The organism is Enterobacter sp. MGH120, from assembly GCF_001037725.1.
GTDB classification, from domain to species: domain Bacteria; phylum Pseudomonadota; class Gammaproteobacteria; order Enterobacterales; family Enterobacteriaceae; genus Enterobacter; species Enterobacter hormaechei_C.
The window spans coordinates 1,181,478-1,197,053 of the sequence record NZ_KQ089940.1 but is presented as its reverse complement, the minus strand read 5'-3'; the positions used below and the strand labels follow the sequence as shown (position 1 = coordinate 1,197,053).

The 15,576-nt window shown below is 54.6% G+C and carries 10 protein-coding genes and 1 tRNA gene; 7 read left to right on the top strand and 4 right to left on the bottom strand.

The window, feature by feature from the left end; all coding sequences use genetic code 11:
- The first annotated feature begins 128 nt into the window (after positions 1 to 128).
- Both SK54_RS05665 and SK54_RS05660 read left to right on the top strand, forming a co-directional pair.
- The gene (locus SK54_RS05665; protein WP_017382937.1) at positions 129 to 1,766 is read left to right on the top strand and encodes an ATP-binding protein; all 1,638 of its coding nucleotides are present in this window, start codon (positions 129 to 131) and stop codon (positions 1,764 to 1,766) included.
- Complete coding sequence (locus tag SK54_RS05660; protein ID WP_015571854.1) at positions 1,756 to 2,448, top strand: response regulator; 693 nt, start codon at positions 1,756 to 1,758, stop codon at positions 2,446 to 2,448. The genes SK54_RS05665 and SK54_RS05660 overlap by 11 nt, the downstream gene beginning before the upstream one ends.
- Before the next feature lie 75 nt (positions 2,449 to 2,523).
- On the opposite strand, the gene SK54_RS05655 is transcribed toward SK54_RS05660, so the two are convergent.
- Positions 2,524 to 4,662: an ornithine decarboxylase gene (locus SK54_RS05655; protein WP_045347354.1), complete on the bottom strand. Its 2,139-nt coding sequence runs from the start codon at positions 4,660 to 4,662 to the stop codon at positions 2,524 to 2,526.
- A gap of 181 nt (positions 4,663 to 4,843) precedes the next feature.
- Between SK54_RS05655 and SK54_RS05650 the strand changes: the two genes are divergently transcribed.
- Together SK54_RS05650 and SK54_RS05645 are read left to right on the top strand one after the other, a co-directional pair.
- On the top strand, positions 4,844 to 5,557 hold the full coding sequence (locus SK54_RS05650; protein ID WP_003862452.1) for a DUF554 domain-containing protein: 714 nt from the start codon (positions 4,844 to 4,846) through the stop codon (positions 5,555 to 5,557).
- A 95-nt stretch (positions 5,558 to 5,652) separates the two neighbouring features.
- Positions 5,653 to 5,728, top strand: a tRNA-Phe gene (locus SK54_RS05645).
- Between the two features lie 77 nt (positions 5,729 to 5,805).
- Here the strand turns inward: SK54_RS05645 and SK54_RS05640 are convergent.
- The gene (locus SK54_RS05640; RefSeq protein WP_015571857.1) at positions 5,806 to 7,590 is read right to left on the bottom strand and encodes a hybrid sensor histidine kinase/response regulator; all 1,785 of its coding nucleotides are present in this window, start codon (positions 7,588 to 7,590) and stop codon (positions 5,806 to 5,808) included.
- On the bottom strand, positions 7,587 to 8,219 hold the full coding sequence (locus tag SK54_RS05635; RefSeq protein ID WP_017692678.1) for a response regulator transcription factor: 633 nt from the start codon (positions 8,217 to 8,219) through the stop codon (positions 7,587 to 7,589). Before SK54_RS05635 ends, SK54_RS05640 begins: the two co-directional genes overlap by 4 nt.
- 175 nt (positions 8,220 to 8,394) lie before the next feature.
- Between SK54_RS05635 and SK54_RS05630 the strand changes: the two genes are divergently transcribed.
- Positions 8,395 to 8,709 carry a lipoprotein gene (locus tag SK54_RS05630; RefSeq protein WP_017382737.1) on the top strand — a complete coding sequence of 105 codons (315 nt, stop codon included), beginning with the start codon at positions 8,395 to 8,397 and terminating at the stop codon, positions 8,707 to 8,709.
- 116 nt (positions 8,710 to 8,825) lie between these two features.
- Positions 8,826 to 11,873, top strand: coding sequence for an autotransporter family protein (locus SK54_RS05625; protein ID WP_048246885.1), 3,048 nt, complete (start codon positions 8,826 to 8,828; stop codon positions 11,871 to 11,873).
- A 61-nt stretch (positions 11,874 to 11,934) separates the two neighbouring features.
- On the opposite strand, the gene SK54_RS05620 is transcribed toward SK54_RS05625, so the two are convergent.
- Complete coding sequence (locus SK54_RS05620; RefSeq protein WP_015571858.1) at positions 11,935 to 12,462, bottom strand: helix-turn-helix transcriptional regulator; 528 nt, start codon at positions 12,460 to 12,462, stop codon at positions 11,935 to 11,937.
- A gap of 668 nt (positions 12,463 to 13,130) precedes the next feature.
- Between SK54_RS05620 and pgaA the strand changes: the two genes are divergently transcribed.
- The gene (pgaA, locus tag SK54_RS05615; RefSeq protein ID WP_048246882.1) at positions 13,131 to 15,569 is read left to right on the top strand and encodes a poly-beta-1,6 N-acetyl-D-glucosamine export porin PgaA; all 2,439 of its coding nucleotides are present in this window, start codon (positions 13,131 to 13,133) and stop codon (positions 15,567 to 15,569) included.
- The last annotated feature ends 7 nt before the right edge of the window (positions 15,570 to 15,576 follow it).

The following is a 15,576-nucleotide window of genomic DNA, read 5'->3' as shown; positions in this document are numbered from 1 at the left end:
ATGAGACTTTCGGAAAAATCTTTTACAGGCTGCGCTGTGCAAGGGATCACAAGTTTTCGGCAAAGCGGGCATCCTGGCCTTAAAAGATGATATATTCAGCCGACCTGTTGATATCTCGCGTGATAGTTATGAAAGTATCGTTTCAGATCAAGCTGTTTATTTCGCTGGTCGCCTTTTTCTCAGTGCTGTTCGCATTACTGGGCGGATATTATTATGTCGATGTCGGCAGGCAGCTTTATCAGGAAATGAGCGCACGCGCAAAAATACAGGCCGAAGAAATTGCGCTTATTCCTACCCTGCGAAAAGAAGTCGAACAAAAGGATATCCTGGGTATCCATGACTTTATGCAGAAAATAGCCGCCCGCAGCGACGCCAGTTTTATTGTGATTGGTGACAATAAGGGGCTGCATCTTTTCCACTCCGTGTTTGCCGACCGGGTAGGCAAAACGCTGGTTGGCGGAGATAACGACGAGGTATTACACGGCAAAAGCACCATCACCATCCGCAAGGGCGGGTTAGGCATTTCGCTGCGCAGCAAAGCGCCCATTTTTAATGATGCCGGGCAGGTGGTGGGGATTGTTTCGGTAGGCTATCTCACGAGCTATCTGGACACCATCACCGTCAACAAGGTGGTTAATATCCTGATTGCCGCCGTGCTGCTGCTTATCGCCCTGTTTATTTTCTCCTGGTTCTTCACCCGCAGCATCAAGAAGCAGATATTCTCTCTGGAGCCGCGCGAAATCGGCCTGCTGGTGCGCCAGCAAAAGGCGATGATGGAATCCATTTATGAAGGGGTGATTGCCATCGACGACGATCTTCGCATTGAGGTGATTAACCAGGCGGCGCGTAAATTATTAGGCTTACGCCAGCCCGCCCGCGAACTGCGGGGTCAGCTCATCAGCCAGGTGATCGCGCCCGTTCCGTTCTTCAACGCGCAAACCATGCTTGCGAAAGACACCCACGATGAGATCTGTCGCTTTAACGATCTCACAGTTATTGCCAGCCGGGTGCGGATCATGCTGGAAGATGCGTTGCAGGGCTGGGTGATCACCTTTCGCGATCGCAACGAGATCGACTCGCTCAGCGCCCAGCTCAGCCAGGTGAAGCGCTACGTTGATAACCTGCGCATCATGCGCCATGAACAGCTGAACCGCATGACTACGCTGTCCGGCCTGCTGCATATGGGCCGTTATGACGAAGCGATTCGCTACATACAGGCGCAGTCGGAACACGCTCAGGAGCTGCTGGACTTTATCTCGTCCCGCTTTAGCTCTCCGACGCTGTGTGGTTTGCTGCTTGGAAAGGCCGCCCGCGCGCGTGAAAAAGGCGTTGAGCTGAGTTTCGACCCGGCCTGCCGGGTGGATAAACCGTTCCTGCCGCTGCTCGAATCGGAACTTATCTCGATCATCGGGAACTTGCTGGATAACGCCATTGAAGCGACCCAGCGTGCACCGCTCCCGCATGCCCCGGTGGACGTGCTGATAAAGCTGAACGAGCAGGAACTGATTATTGAAGTCGCCGACCAGGGCGTCGGCATCACACCGGAGATCCGCGACCGGATCTTTGAGCGCGGCATCACCACCAAAACGCGCGGCGATCATGGTATTGGCCTGTATCTGATTGAAAGCTATGTCACACAGGCTGGCGGTGCAATTGAAGTTGCCGATAACACCCCACGCGGTGCCATTTTCTCACTGTTTATTCCCGCCACGGGAACGGCCCGGCACCCCGTACAGGAACTGGAAGATACCGACTATGCAACATGAACTTATCGACGTACTGATTGTTGAAGACGAGAACGAACTGGCGCAACTGCACGCGGAGCTTATCGGTAAACATCCGCGCCTGAGGCTGGTGGGGATTGCCGCGTCGCTGGCCGACGCGCAGGTACAACTGGAGAGCAAACAGCCGAAGCTGATGCTGCTGGATAACTACCTGCCGGACGGCAAAGGCATCACCCTTATCAGCAACCCGATGCTCACCCGCGCCAACTGCTCGGTGATTTTCATCACCGCCGCCAGCGATATGGACACCTGTAGCCAGGCAATTCGTAACGGCGCGTTCGACTACATCCTCAAGCCGGTTTCCTGGAAGCGCCTGAGCCAGTCGCTGGAACGTTTTGTGCAGTTTGCCGAACAGCAGCGCGTCTGGAAGATCGTCGACCAGCAGAACGTAGATTCACTCTATCAATTGCAGGCGAAAAACTATCGCCTGGACAACGGCAGCAAAGGGATAGAGGAGAACACGCTGGCGCGGGTGCAAATGCTGTTTAACAACAAGGCGGCGCACTGTTTTACGGTGGATGAGGTGGTGAGCGAGACGGGCCTGAGTAAAACCACCACCCGGCGCTATCTGGAACACTGCGTGGAGGTGGGTTTTCTGACGGTGGAGATGCTGTACGGGAAGATTGGGCATCCGAGAAGGATGTACCGCCGCGCAGAAGCCTGACGCAGTATTGTAGGCCCGGTAAGCTTGCGCCGCCGGGCACTCGCCGGGTGGCGCTAACGCTTACCCGGCCTACGTTCAGACATTCAATACGTATCCATACAGCCGCTTAATCCCGTCCGCATCTTTCTCGCTGTAAACGCCCTGCAACTCTGGCGAGAAACCCGGCAGCATATTAATGCCCTCTTCCAGCGCCAGGAAATAGCGCTGTACTGCTCCACCCCAGACTTCCCCGGGCACCACACACAGCACGCCCGGCGGGTATGGCAGCGCACCTTCGGCGGCAATGCGTCCTTCGGCGTCACGAATACGCACCAGTTCGACGTTCCCGCGAATATACTCCTGGTTGGCATCCTGCGGGTTCATCACCACGGCCGGCAGGCTCTCCTGACGGAACATCGCCTTCTGTAAATCCTTCACGTTAAAGCTGAAGTAAAGATCGTGCATCTCCTGGCACAGCTGACGGATCGTGTAGTCGCGGTAACGCACCGGGTATTTCTGATAGATAGTCGGAAGCACATCCGCGAGCGGTGTGTCGTCTTCAATATGCTGTTCAAACTGCCCCAGCATTGCCACCAGCTGCATTAGCTTCTCCGCGCTCTCGGCTGGCGTCAGCAGGAACAGGATGGAGTTGAGATCGCACTTCTCCGGCACAATGCCGTTCTCGCGCAGGTAGTGGGCGAGAATGGTCGCCGGAATGCCGAAATCGGTATAGTGCCCTGTTTCAGCATCAATGCCCGGCGTGGTCAGCAGCAGCTTGCACGGATCGACGAAATACTGCTCGCGGGCATAGCCTTCAAAACCGTGCCATTTTGCACCCGGTTCAAAACTAAAGAAGCGACGCTCGCTGGCGATAGCCTTCGTGGGGTGATCCTGCCATGGCCGCCCCGCCACCACCGGCGGGATAAACGGTTTGATCATATTGCAGTTGGCGATGATGGCCTTGCGCGCTTCAATGCCCAGCTCGACGCACTCCGCCCACAGCCTGCGTCCGCTCTCGCCCTCGTGGATCTTGGCGTTCACGTCCAGCGCAGCAAACAGCGGGTAAAACGGGCTGGTGGAGGCATGCAGCATGAACGCATTGTTCAACCGCTTGTGCGGGCAGAAGCGCGACTGACCGCGAATATGGTTATCCTTTTTATGGATCTGCGACGTTTGCGAGAACCCGGCCTGCTGCTTGTGGACCGACTGGGTCACGAAAATTCCCGGATCGTTCTCGTTCAGTTCCAGCAGAAGCGGAGACGTTTCCGCCATCATCGGGATAAATTGCTCGTAGCCGACCCAGGCGGAGTCAAAGAGGATGTAGTCGCAAAGGTGACCGATCTTGTCGATCACCTGACGGGCGTTGTAGATCGTGCCATCGTAGGTGCCGAGCTGAATGATCGCCAGACGGAACGGGCGCGCCTCGGCGGCTTTCTGCGGCGCGACGTCACGGATCAGTTCCCGCAGCCAGGCCTCATCAAAGCAGTGCTCATCAATCCCGCCGATAAAACCAAACGGATTACGGGCTGCCTCAAGATAGACAGGCGTTGCCCCGGCCTGGATCAGCGCCCCATGATGGTTGGACTTATGGTTGTTACGATCGAACAGCACCAGATCGCCACGGGTCAGCAGCGCATTGGTCACCACTTTATTGGCCGCCGACGTGCCGTTCAGCACGAAGTAGGTTTTATCCGCGTTGAACACTTTCGCCGCGAACTTTTGCGCGTGCTTGGCGGAGCCTTCGTGGATCAGCAGATCGCCCAGCTTAACGTCGGCGTTGCACATGTCGGCGCGAAAAACGTTCTCACCGAAGAAATCATAGAACTGCCGCCCCGCCGGGTGTTTTTTGAAAAAGGCACCGTGCTGGTGACCCGGACAGGCAAAGGTGCTGTTTCCCATCGCCACATACTGGCTCAGGGTGTCAAAAAAGGGTGGCAGCAGGTTCTCTTCATACCGGCAGGCGGCAGATTCCAGTTCCAGCAATTCCTGTGCTTTACCTGAGATGATCGCCGTGACACCCTCTGGCATCTCTCCTGGCTCTGTTGAGAACATAAATACCGGTAGCTGAAAGCCCGTACGCTTCAGCAATGCGAGAATGCCGCTGTAGCTTTCAACAACCGTAATGACGACTGCCGCCACATCGGTGAAATCAGTGTTATCCAGCATAACTTTTTCGCGATGCGTAGAAACTTTGGATACCAGCTCACGGCTGACGGCAATTTTCATGGTTTTCATAAGCGCAAACACCCTCACCGAACGGTGAGACAGGAAGGAGAAAATTCGCGCAATCATGTCACCTTTTATTTTCAGGTGCAAGAAGGAATCAGTATGCGTTACGCCTCCCAAAGCTAAGCGTAATCAGGGACGAACGTGCCATAATCATGCAATGCCAGTGCTTAAATAACAGGAGTTAAACGTGGTAATTGGACCCTTTATCAATGCGGGAGCCGTATTGCTGGGCGGTGTACTTGGGGCAGTATTAAGTCAGCGCCTGCCGGAGCGTATTCGCGTCTCCATGCCTTCTATTTTTGGCCTGGCGTCGTTAGGGATTGGTATCCTTTTAGTGGTGAAATGCGCCAACCTGCCGGTGATGGTACTGGCGACGCTGCTCGGCGCGCTCATCGGCGAGTTTTGCTATCTGGAAAAAGGTATTAATCACGCGGTAGGCAAAGCCAAAAATCTGATTGCCCGACCGGGCAAGGCAAAGCACGGCACGCACGAGTCGTTTATTCAGAACTACGTTGCGATCATTATTCTGTTCTGCGCCAGCGGCACGGGGATATTCGGTTCGATGCAGGAAGGGATGACCGGCGATCCCAGCATATTGATTGCGAAAGCGTTTCTGGATTTCTTTACTGCCACCATTTTTGCCACCACCCTCGGCATCGCCGTCGCCGCGATTTGTGTGCCTATGTTGCTTATTCAGCTGGCGCTGGCCACCTGCGCCACGCTGATCCTGCCGCTGACAACGCCAGCGATGATGGCAGACTTTACCGCCGTCGGCGGCCTGTTGCTGCTGGCGACAGGGCTGCGCATCTGTGGCATTAAGATGTTTGCAGTGGTGAACATGCTCCCTGCCCTGCTGCTCGCGATGCCGCTTTCCGCGCTCTGGACGCACTTTTTCGCTTAAGTTTGCGACGAAATGGTGAGAGAGTGTGCAGTCTGCTCCGAAAGCAACAAATTTCGTTGACGCCGGAGGGAGGATCGGGTTTAATGCGCCCCGTTGCCCGGATAGCTCAGTCGGTAGAGCAGGGGATTGAAAATCCCCGTGTCCTTGGTTCGATTCCGAGTCCGGGCACCAAAATTTATATTAACGGACCTCCACGGAGGTCCGTTTTTGCATTCTGAACCCGCCAGAATCGACACTTCTGCATTCCCTTAATGACACCCCGACCACTGCGTCAGCAGCGCATGCAGTTTAGCCGGCTCAAGAGGCTTGCGAAGCACCAGGTAACCCTCCTGCTCCGCCTCCAGCAGAACCGGTGAATTAAATTCGCCGCTGACTATCGCGCCGCTCATATCCGGCAGACGGTCAAAAAGCGCTTTCAGGATGTCGAAGCCGCTTTCGCCCGATCGCAGGCGCTGGTCGCACAGCACGGCGAACGGCGTAAAGCCGTCGTCGATGATGGCAAACGCTTCTTCAGCGGAGGCCGCACAGCGTACGTCGATTCCCCAGACGCTCATCAGGCTCTCCCAGGCAGACGTCACCAGCGGGTCGTCATCGACGACCAGGCAGGAACCGTGCAGCGGCGCATAGCGTACCGGCGTGGCGGTGTTGTCAGCGGCGGGCGGGGTGTCCAGCACGCTATCTTCGCCTGCATATTGGATAAAGCGCATCCAGAAGCGTGAGCCTTTACCTTCAATGGATTGCATCCCGTATTTTACCTTCATGAGCTTGGCACAACGGGCAACGACGGCCAGCCCCAGCCCGTGTCCGGCGCTGTCGATCTTCCATGCCAGCTCGGGGCGGTAGTAAGGTGAGAAGATTTTGCCCTTCTCTTCATCGGCGATACCGACTCCCGTGTCCCACACCTCCACCATACACTCGTCACCGCGCGGTCGGATGGCGACCAGCACCCCGCCCTGGAGCGTGTAGCGAAGGGCGTTTTGAATCAGGTTAATCAGGGACTGTCGCACCAGCAGCGGATCGCCCATCACGTCGATACGGCGTTTAGGCCGCCGGATACACAGCCTAAGCGCGCGGCTGTTGGCCTCTTCACGAAACAGCGTGATGACCGAGTCGAGCAGAGCACCGATATCCACTTTGGTCGGGGCAGAGAGGACATTCCCGGATTCTATTTTGCTCAGATCGAGCAGAGAATTGAGCATTAAATGCACCGAGCGAACGCTCTGCTGAAGGTCAAGGAGTTGCGGCGTCAGGCTGTCGTCCCGGTTTCGGTGGAGGATGGCTTCGATCAGAAAGCCCATTGCGTGTACGGGCTGGCGCAGATCGTGACTGGCGGTGGTCAGAAACTGATTTTTATCCAGCAGTGCCTGCTCCGCGTCCTCTTTGGCCTGACGAAACTGTTCCGCAAGGCGTGAGCTTTTTTCCTCAAGCAGCGCTTGCTGAATAAAGAACGCATGGGAAGTTAACGCATGGCGGTAAATCGCGAAGCCGTAAAGCAGATTCAGCATGAGCACGATGAACATCAACTCATCCAGCCGCCAGATAATACCGAGGTTCAGCACCCCCCAGGAGGCGAAGAAAAAACGCGTAAAGGTACTGATGACAGGCGTCAGATGCGTCGCATTGGCGGCGACGATGGCGGCAATGCTGATATTAAGTAACAGGAAAAAGTCAAAATTCTGCGTCTGTGGCGTAATTAAATAGAGTGATGAAATTCCCAGCCCGTGAATAAAGGCAATATTATTAATACGCGGAAGCCAGCGTCGCAGAACGTCCCTTTCACCGTTTTCTTTCGCTTCACGCTGATAGCGTCGGTGCAATATTCGTATCGCCACGGCACATAGCAGATAAATAATTATCCAGATAATCGTTGGGCCGAGGTCGTCCCCAAGCATATAAATCCAGATGGCGAAAGGAATACCAACAAAGGGCACTGCACTAAAGCTAAATACCAGCCGCAGAAAGGTGTTGTTTAGCAAACGGATCTGCGCCGGAGGAGAGATACCATCATTTTGTAAGCTCTGAAAAAACCTCATTCCGACGGTTCCTGCTTGCCATGCAGAAGCGTGATGGCTTCGACCCGGCTGTTAACGCCTATCTTTTTCAATATATTGCTGATGTGTTCTTTGACCGTGGGCTCAGAAATTGAAAGCTGGGCGGCGATGCGTTTATTTGGCAGGCCGCGCATAATCATATTTAACACGTCTATTTGTCGCGGCGTTAAGTTAAATTTACTTAACTTCTCATTATTCGTCTTAACGGAAATTTCGTTTCCCTCAGGAAACCATGTCTGATTATCAGTGAGTGCGAAAACGGCCCGCGAGAACATCTCAGGTGGCTCGCTTTTCAATACAAAACCGTGTCCCCCGGCGGCATTAACTTTGCGCCAGATATCATTATTGTCATCCCCGCTGACCACCAGGAGTCGTACCTGTGGGTAAAGTTGCTTTACTTCTTTGAGTAATTTCAGGGCCGTTCCGGAAGAGAGCCAAAAATCGATTACGAGCAAACGTGGCGGGCCATGATCCCTAATTTGGCGGTAGCAATCATCCTCATTCGTCACCACACACGCCTGCTTAAACTGGCAATGTGTAATCAGAAAATTGGCGATGCCGCTTGCTACCAATGGATGGTCATCAACGACTAACGCATAATTCTGTCCCAAAGGAGCCTCCTTTTACCTTCGCATATCTTAGAGTACAGATGAATTATTATCTACCCACCCTACTTTAGGAGGGTTTTTTCGATTAGGAAAGAGAAATATATTATTCGCTGATTTGGGTAAAAGAAAACATAAATACAATCAGTGAAATTAACTGGTTGGATATCAAGGATAATTTATGAAAAAACCACTAATCGTTTTAACCGTTACGTTGATGCTAGCCGGTTGTTCCACGTTGAAAACCGATCAGGCTATTCCACTCCTACAGGCGGAGACCGCTAAAATGCTGGGACTGGGCTCATCGGATGAAATAACCGTATCCAACGTTAATGGCGCCCAGCCGGACGCACTGGGAGGACAAAAACTCTCTTATCGCGCCACGACAGAAAAAGGGCGTATTTTCGATTGTTCATCGATGATGATGCCGGGAATTTTAGGATCTGCACCGACGCTGAGCGCGCCAACCTGTACACCAGTTGTCACACATAAATAATTAGCACCGCATTAAAAGGCGTACTGAAATAACGCCTTTTACGTTATCTGACGTATCTGAGTTTTCATATAAAAACGATGTTCCTGACATCATGCTAATGAGTACGGAGATAGCCCGTGAATAACTCTACATCACATTCTTTAGCGGTTAAGACACCGCTTTCCAGACTTTACCTCGCTCTATTTTCCGCGCCGCTGTTACTTTTTTTACCTGCCGATGTCGCGCGTGCAGCCGATGCCTTTTTTGATGGCGAGTCGCGTATTACCGAAACGCTGGGTTACACCGGAGATGTTTATGTTGGACGTAACCAACGCGGAAACCTGCTGATCGATAATGGCAAAATCACCGCCTATAACATCAATATCGGTCGGCTGTTCGACGGCAAAATTTATGAAAGCGTGGTCACGGTCCGTGGGCCAGACGCTGAGCTTAACGCGGTGAACGATCGGTACGTCCTGCGCGGCGACCTGAATCTTGGCCTCGGCACCCTGCGAGTCGAAGAGGGCGCGCTGGCGAGCGCAAAGGAGATCGTTGTCGGCACCACCCGCGGCTACGACAGCCACCTAATCGCCACGGGTGCCGGCTCTCGTGTGACCAGTAATTTTCTCAGTGTAGGCACCGATCTGGGCGCACGCTCCACGCTTGCGATTGAAGACGGCGCGTCGCTCAGCACCGCTTACGATGCGCGCATCGGCAACGGTACCGGGCCGGGTGAAACCGACACGCTGAGCCCAAAAGCCATCGTCACGGGGAGCGGGTCACAGTGGAACGTTGGCCGTACGTTGACGCTTTATGGCGACCTGGACGTGCTGAACGGCGGGGTGGTTAACGTTGGCGGCGTGCAGGTGGCGGGCGTCTCCGGCGCAGGGAAAACTGCCGAACTGGTTATTGCGGGCAAGGACTCGCGCTTTACCAGCGGCAGCAGCGTGAGCGTGGGCGATTACGGCAATGGCGTGCTGTCTGTGATTGACGGCGGTTCATTTTCCGCTGGCAGCAATGCGCTGATCGTGGGGACATCGGGTTCCGGCTCGAACCGGGGTGCGCTCATCATCGGCAGCCGCGGCAATATGGACACCGGCACGGGTTTAACTGAGCCAACGCTTGGCACGGCGGGCGGCGCAGGTACCCTCGATGCGAAGACGGCAATCAGCCTGCGTGGCGGACTGTTCGGCAGCTATGTCTACTTCAACCATACCGACGGAAATTACCTCTTCAGCAACACGATGAGCGGTGAAGGTGATGTGATCAATACCTCCGGGCAGACGACGCTGAACGGCGATCTTTCCGCACTCAAGGCGAACGTAACCGCGCGGGGCGGTAAAGTCATCATTGCCAGCAATATTAATACCCAGCCAGAAGACGATATCTTTGACGTCCAGACCCTTAGCGCGGAGAACGGCGGTACGCTGATCCTCAACGCGACGGCGGGTTCAGACGTCAGCAACGGGGTGGGTTACAGCAGTGCCGCGTCAATCAAGTCCGGCGGAACGCTGGGCGGCAACGGGACGCTGGGCCAGACCGAGATCCTGTCCGGCGGACATATCTCGCCCGGCGACGGCAATATCGGTACGTTGACGCTGAAACGCTATCTGAACTTTATCGGCGAATCCTTCTATGACGTCGATATCGCAGCAGATGGCCGCAGCGACCAGCTACTGGTATCGGGCAAAACCACCATCAGCAATCAGGCTAAGGTACAGGTCACCGCGCTGGATCCGCAAACCAGCTATAAAACGGGCCAAAGCTACCGCATTTTGACCTCCGACGGGGGAATCGACGGTGAGTTCGCCGGAGCGATCTCCAAATCCGCATTCCTCGACGTGGCGCTTAAGCAAAGCACCAACGCCGTCGATCTGACCATCGCGCAGAAAGAGACCGGTGGCGAGAATCCTGGAGGAGAAAACCCCGGAGGAGAAAACCCCGGAGGCGAAAACCCTGGCGGTGAGAATCCTGGCGGTGAAAACCCCGGAGGCGAAAATCCTGGTGGTGAAAACCCGGGCGGTGAGAATCCTGGCGGTGAAAACCCGGGCAGCGGCAAGCCGGGCATTTTCCAGACCGTGGCCCAAAGCAGCAACCAGTGGAATACCGCAGGCGCGCTCTCCACGCTGACGCAAAGCGGCCCGTCGCTGGCGCTGTATAACTCGCTGCTTCTGCTGAGCGCACCGGAAGCGCGCGAGGCGTTCAACCAGCTTTCTGGTGAAGTTTATCCGTCAATGCAGTCCAACCTGATCGCTGGCAGCACGCAGGTGTTTAACGTGTTAAACCAGCGGATGCAGCGCGCGTTTGATAACGACAGCCTGCCGATACCACCGTTAGCCATGTCGCTGGTGCAGCAGCCGGAGCCGCAAAACAATGGCGTCTGGGGCCAGACCTTCAGCTCCTGGAGCCGAAACAGCGGCGACGGTAACGTGGGCAAGCTGGACGGCAACACCACCGGCTTCCTGCTGGGGGCAGATCGCAAACTGGCGGACCATAACGTGCGTGTCGGCGGCTACTTCGGCTACAGCCGGGGTGATTATGACGTCGACAGCCGTCGCTCCTCAACGGATACCGACAACTATCACCTTGGTCTGTATGCGGCGGGTCAACAGGATGCGTTCTCCCTTCGCGGCGCGCTGGGTTACACCTGGCACAAGATCGAAGGCGAGCGCAATGTTGATTTCAGCGGCTTCTCGGATCGGCTGAAGTCAGATTACGACGCGAACTCCCTGCTGGCGTTCACCGAAGCGGGCTACCGTTTCGGCCAGCCAGACAGGAATATTGAGCCGTTCGTCAATTTATCGTACATCCGGCTGCATACCGACAGCTTCAGGGAAGACGGCGGTGCCGCTGCGCTGAGCGTCCGTAACGAAACGATGAACACCTTCTATACGACACTCGGGTTGCGCGGTGTGACCGAGTTGCCGAAGCACGTTAACCTCTACGGTTCGTTGGGCTGGCAGCACGCCTATGGCGATAAGAATACCTCTTCGCGCATGGCGTTTGCGGGCAGCGACGCGTTCATTACTCAGGGACAGGCCGTGGATGAGGATGTGATGGTCGGTGATATCGGCGTGAGCGTAAAGCTGTCGCGTGCTGCGACGCTGGATGTGGGTTACCAGGGACAATATGGTGCGGATACCCGCGTCAACTCGGTTAACGCCAATCTGCGCTGGTCGTTCTGAATTATTTCCATTAAAAGAACCCGCCCTCGTGGCGGGTTTCTGCTTTTGGCTTCTGACGAAGCTAGGGATCGTTCCCAACCGCGTCCAGCAGTTTGTTTTTAAAGATAAACAAACACGCCTCGTTGAAGTTACCTGCTCCTAACCGCTCCGACAGCACAGTTCGCTTGCGATAGAGGCTTTTAACCGACATATCCAGCTTATCTGCAATCTCTTCCATTGACCTCCCTGCCTTCAGCAACCTGATCATTATCGCTTCGTGTCGACTCAGCCGTAAGTTAAGCAGCCATTTGGTTGTCAGACGCCTGCCTTTCATATCAAGCACCAGATTGAATAACGACGCCATATCCGGAGCCGTAAGCGACGTGTTCATAAACAGCTTCATACTGAGAAGATCCTCCTCTCGAGGACGCATATCCAGCATAACGCAGCAGATCGTTTTTCTCGTTCTGGCCGGATGGCGTATCAGGTAATCATATAAACGGAGCGGCGTACGGCTATCAATCAGTACAGTATATTCATTTGCGTCGGTATCAAATATGTTTCTGTCTATCGAACTGAGGCAAATTATATCCGGGAAAAATAGCCGCATCCCCCTGACAAGGAAACAATCCTGAGTCACTAACACTATTGAAGTCGCCACTAACCATCCCTTTTAGATTAAAGCAAGCCCGCCTCTTAAGAAACAAGAACGCTTTCGTTTATAGCGCTTTACATTAACGGAAAATGTTTTCTGGCTTTGATCATCCCTCAATATGACATTGGTGAGCTAGACTTTTTGTAGACTATCACTCAATGCCTGGCGTTAATTATAAATAAAAAAGAATTTCAGAAAAGTCACTTCTCTGAACATTAAGAATTTTTGTCATGAAACTTCCCAAACATGCACCAGAAAGTACTTTAATTAACTCAGCAGAACTTCATTTCTAATATAAAAAAACAGGAAGCAGCAAAAGAAAAAACATTTAACATCAATCAGTTAAAAAGAACAATCCTGCGCTGAATTATCTAAAAAACTTACTTCTTCCAGAATTATCTCAAAACCTCCCAGCCGCTTTTCAACTTATTTATCCCCCAACATATCGGGTGTACATTAAGCCCAATCAGACCACTGAGATGAGGGCTCATAATTACCTTTAAGTAAGTACCCCATAACGTAGCATCATTCAGATTTAATGTTCTCCTTTATGCCCTTTAACACAGAGTTAAAAGGCGGCCGTGTTATGCAATGGATTCACGATAAATAAATGGCAAATAGATATGGAAAGATCGCTTAGCTTCACTACGTTATTCTTTTATCGCACCACAATATTATTGCTCCTGCTTTTACTCTTTCCTGTTCTGGTTCAGGCTGATGAATCCGTTTATGAGCATCAGATACAACAGGCACGTAACGGTAATTACGCGCTGTTTCTTGATTACCTACAGCGCTATGAGCAACAGCATGCTTTAACACCCGGACAGGTTGCGGACTGGTTACAGGTAGCCTCCTGGGCAGGACGCGATGATGAGGTTATCCGGGTCTGGCAGCGTTATGGTATTTATATGCCGCTGCCCGCTCGCGCCATCGCTGCTGTCGCCCAGTCCAGAAGAAACCAAAAAGCCTGGCCATCCGCCTTATCGCTGTGGAAAGAGGCGCTCAGCCTTGCGCCAGATAACGACGATTACCGCATCGGCTATGTTAAGACCCTGGCCGATGCCCGCAGAGATCGCCTCGCGCTTTCGGAAGCCCGGCGGCTGGTTAAGGACAATCCTTCTCCCGCGCACCTTGAGACGCTCTCCTATGTCTGGATGCGCCAGGGAAAAAACGGGGACCGGCTGCTGGCGGACATGCGTGCACTGAACGCCGCTCCCGGGAATAATGCCCTTCTTCGCGAGACGATCGATGCGTTAACGGAAAATCGGGTAAGCACGCCTGCACTCTGGCTGTCGCAAAGCGCGGCGATGTCTCCCGCGGAGCGCCGCCGCCTTGAGCGTAACGCCGCGGCTGAAAGGGTACGCCTGGCGGATGTGCCTGGCAGAACGGAGAAAGAGCGCCTGCGGCTGGCACAAAACGCGTTAGATCGCTATCACGCCCTGCTTTCCCGCTGGCAAAACGAACCGCAGGCGGCTGAAGACGTCGTCCTTGCACGTATCGATCGGCTTGGCGCCCTGTATGCGCAGGGTAATTACCGGCAGGTCATTAGCGAATATGAGGCGCTGACGGCCGCACAGCATCCGGTACCGGACTGGGCCATCGGCTGGGTGATCTCGGCATATTTGCAGGAGAAAAACACCGTCGCCGCCTTCTCGCTTGTGCAACGCTATCCACACTACGCCTCCGATCCGCAGGATGAGGAGCATGCGCTTTTCTACGCCTGGCTGGATACGGGGCAGTATCAGACCGCCCGCCACTACGTTGAGCGCGAGACCCGCAGCGTTCCCTGGACCCGCTACGATTTCGGATCCCCGACCGCTCAGCCGAACGATCGGTGGCTCACCGGACAGTCTCTCAAACTTAACTATTTGCTGGCGACCAACGCCCTGCCGGAGGCCGAAAAGCTGTCGTATCGTCTGGCATCAACGGCGCCGGGAAATCAGGGGTTACAGATTGATTATGCCGCCCTGCTTCAGGCCAGAGGCCTGCCGCGCGCGGCCGAGCAAAAGCTTAAACGAGCAGAGGCGCTTGAACCCGCGAATCTGGAGCTTGAAAAACAGCAGGCTTACGTCGCAATGGACCTTCAGGAGTGGCGCCAGATGGATTTACTGGCTGCTGACGTAATTGCTCGCGCCCCCGCCGATCGCAGCGCCCGTCGCCTGGACAGACTCAGAGCGGTCCACCATATGTCTGAGCTGCGTCTGAACGCGGGTAAAGGATTGCACTCAGATAACCCCGTCAGCGGTAGCCACGACATGAACTGGGACGCCACGCTCTATGGCCCGCCCGTGGCGGATAACTGGCGGCTGTTTGCCGGCGCCCGCTATGCTCAGGGGAATTTCGACGAAGGTAAAGGCATCAGCCGCCACCTGCTGGGCGGCGTTGAGTGGCGCCCCCGTGACCTCACGCTCGAAGCCGAGCTCTCCAGCAACCGCTATCACGGTACAAACAGGCCGGGCGCACGGCTCTCAACAACCTACAGCCTGAGTGATAACTGGCAGGTCAGCGGTAACCTCGAACGCTTGTCACGCGCCACACCCTTACGGGCATTACGCAATGGGATCAGCGCCAACCGGGGTGAAGGTGGGGTGCGCTGGTATCAAAACGAGCGACGTGAATACCAGTTCAACGCCGCCGTCAGCCGCTTCTCAGACCACAACCGCCGTCAGGAATACACCCTCTCTGGGAAAGAGCGTCTCTGGCAGACCCCGACCCTGACGCTGGATCTCGAACCGGGGATCGCCGCCAGTAAAAACAGCCTGCGGAATACGCTCTATTACAACCCGGCACGGGATCTGTCCGTGACGGCTGCCCTGTCCGTTGACCATGAGATGTACCGCCACTACGACACCCTCTGGAGCCAGCAGTTCGTGGCAGGCGGCGGCAGCTACTGGCAGAAAAATCAGTCACCTGGCGCCATTACCCTGATGGGTTACGGGCAACGCATCCAGTGGAACAACGTTGTCGATACTGGCGTGATGCTGAACTGGGATAAGCGCCCTTACGACGGCAAACGCGAGAGCAATCTCTCCGTCACGTTAGATGCGACTTTACGCTTTTAAGGATGAA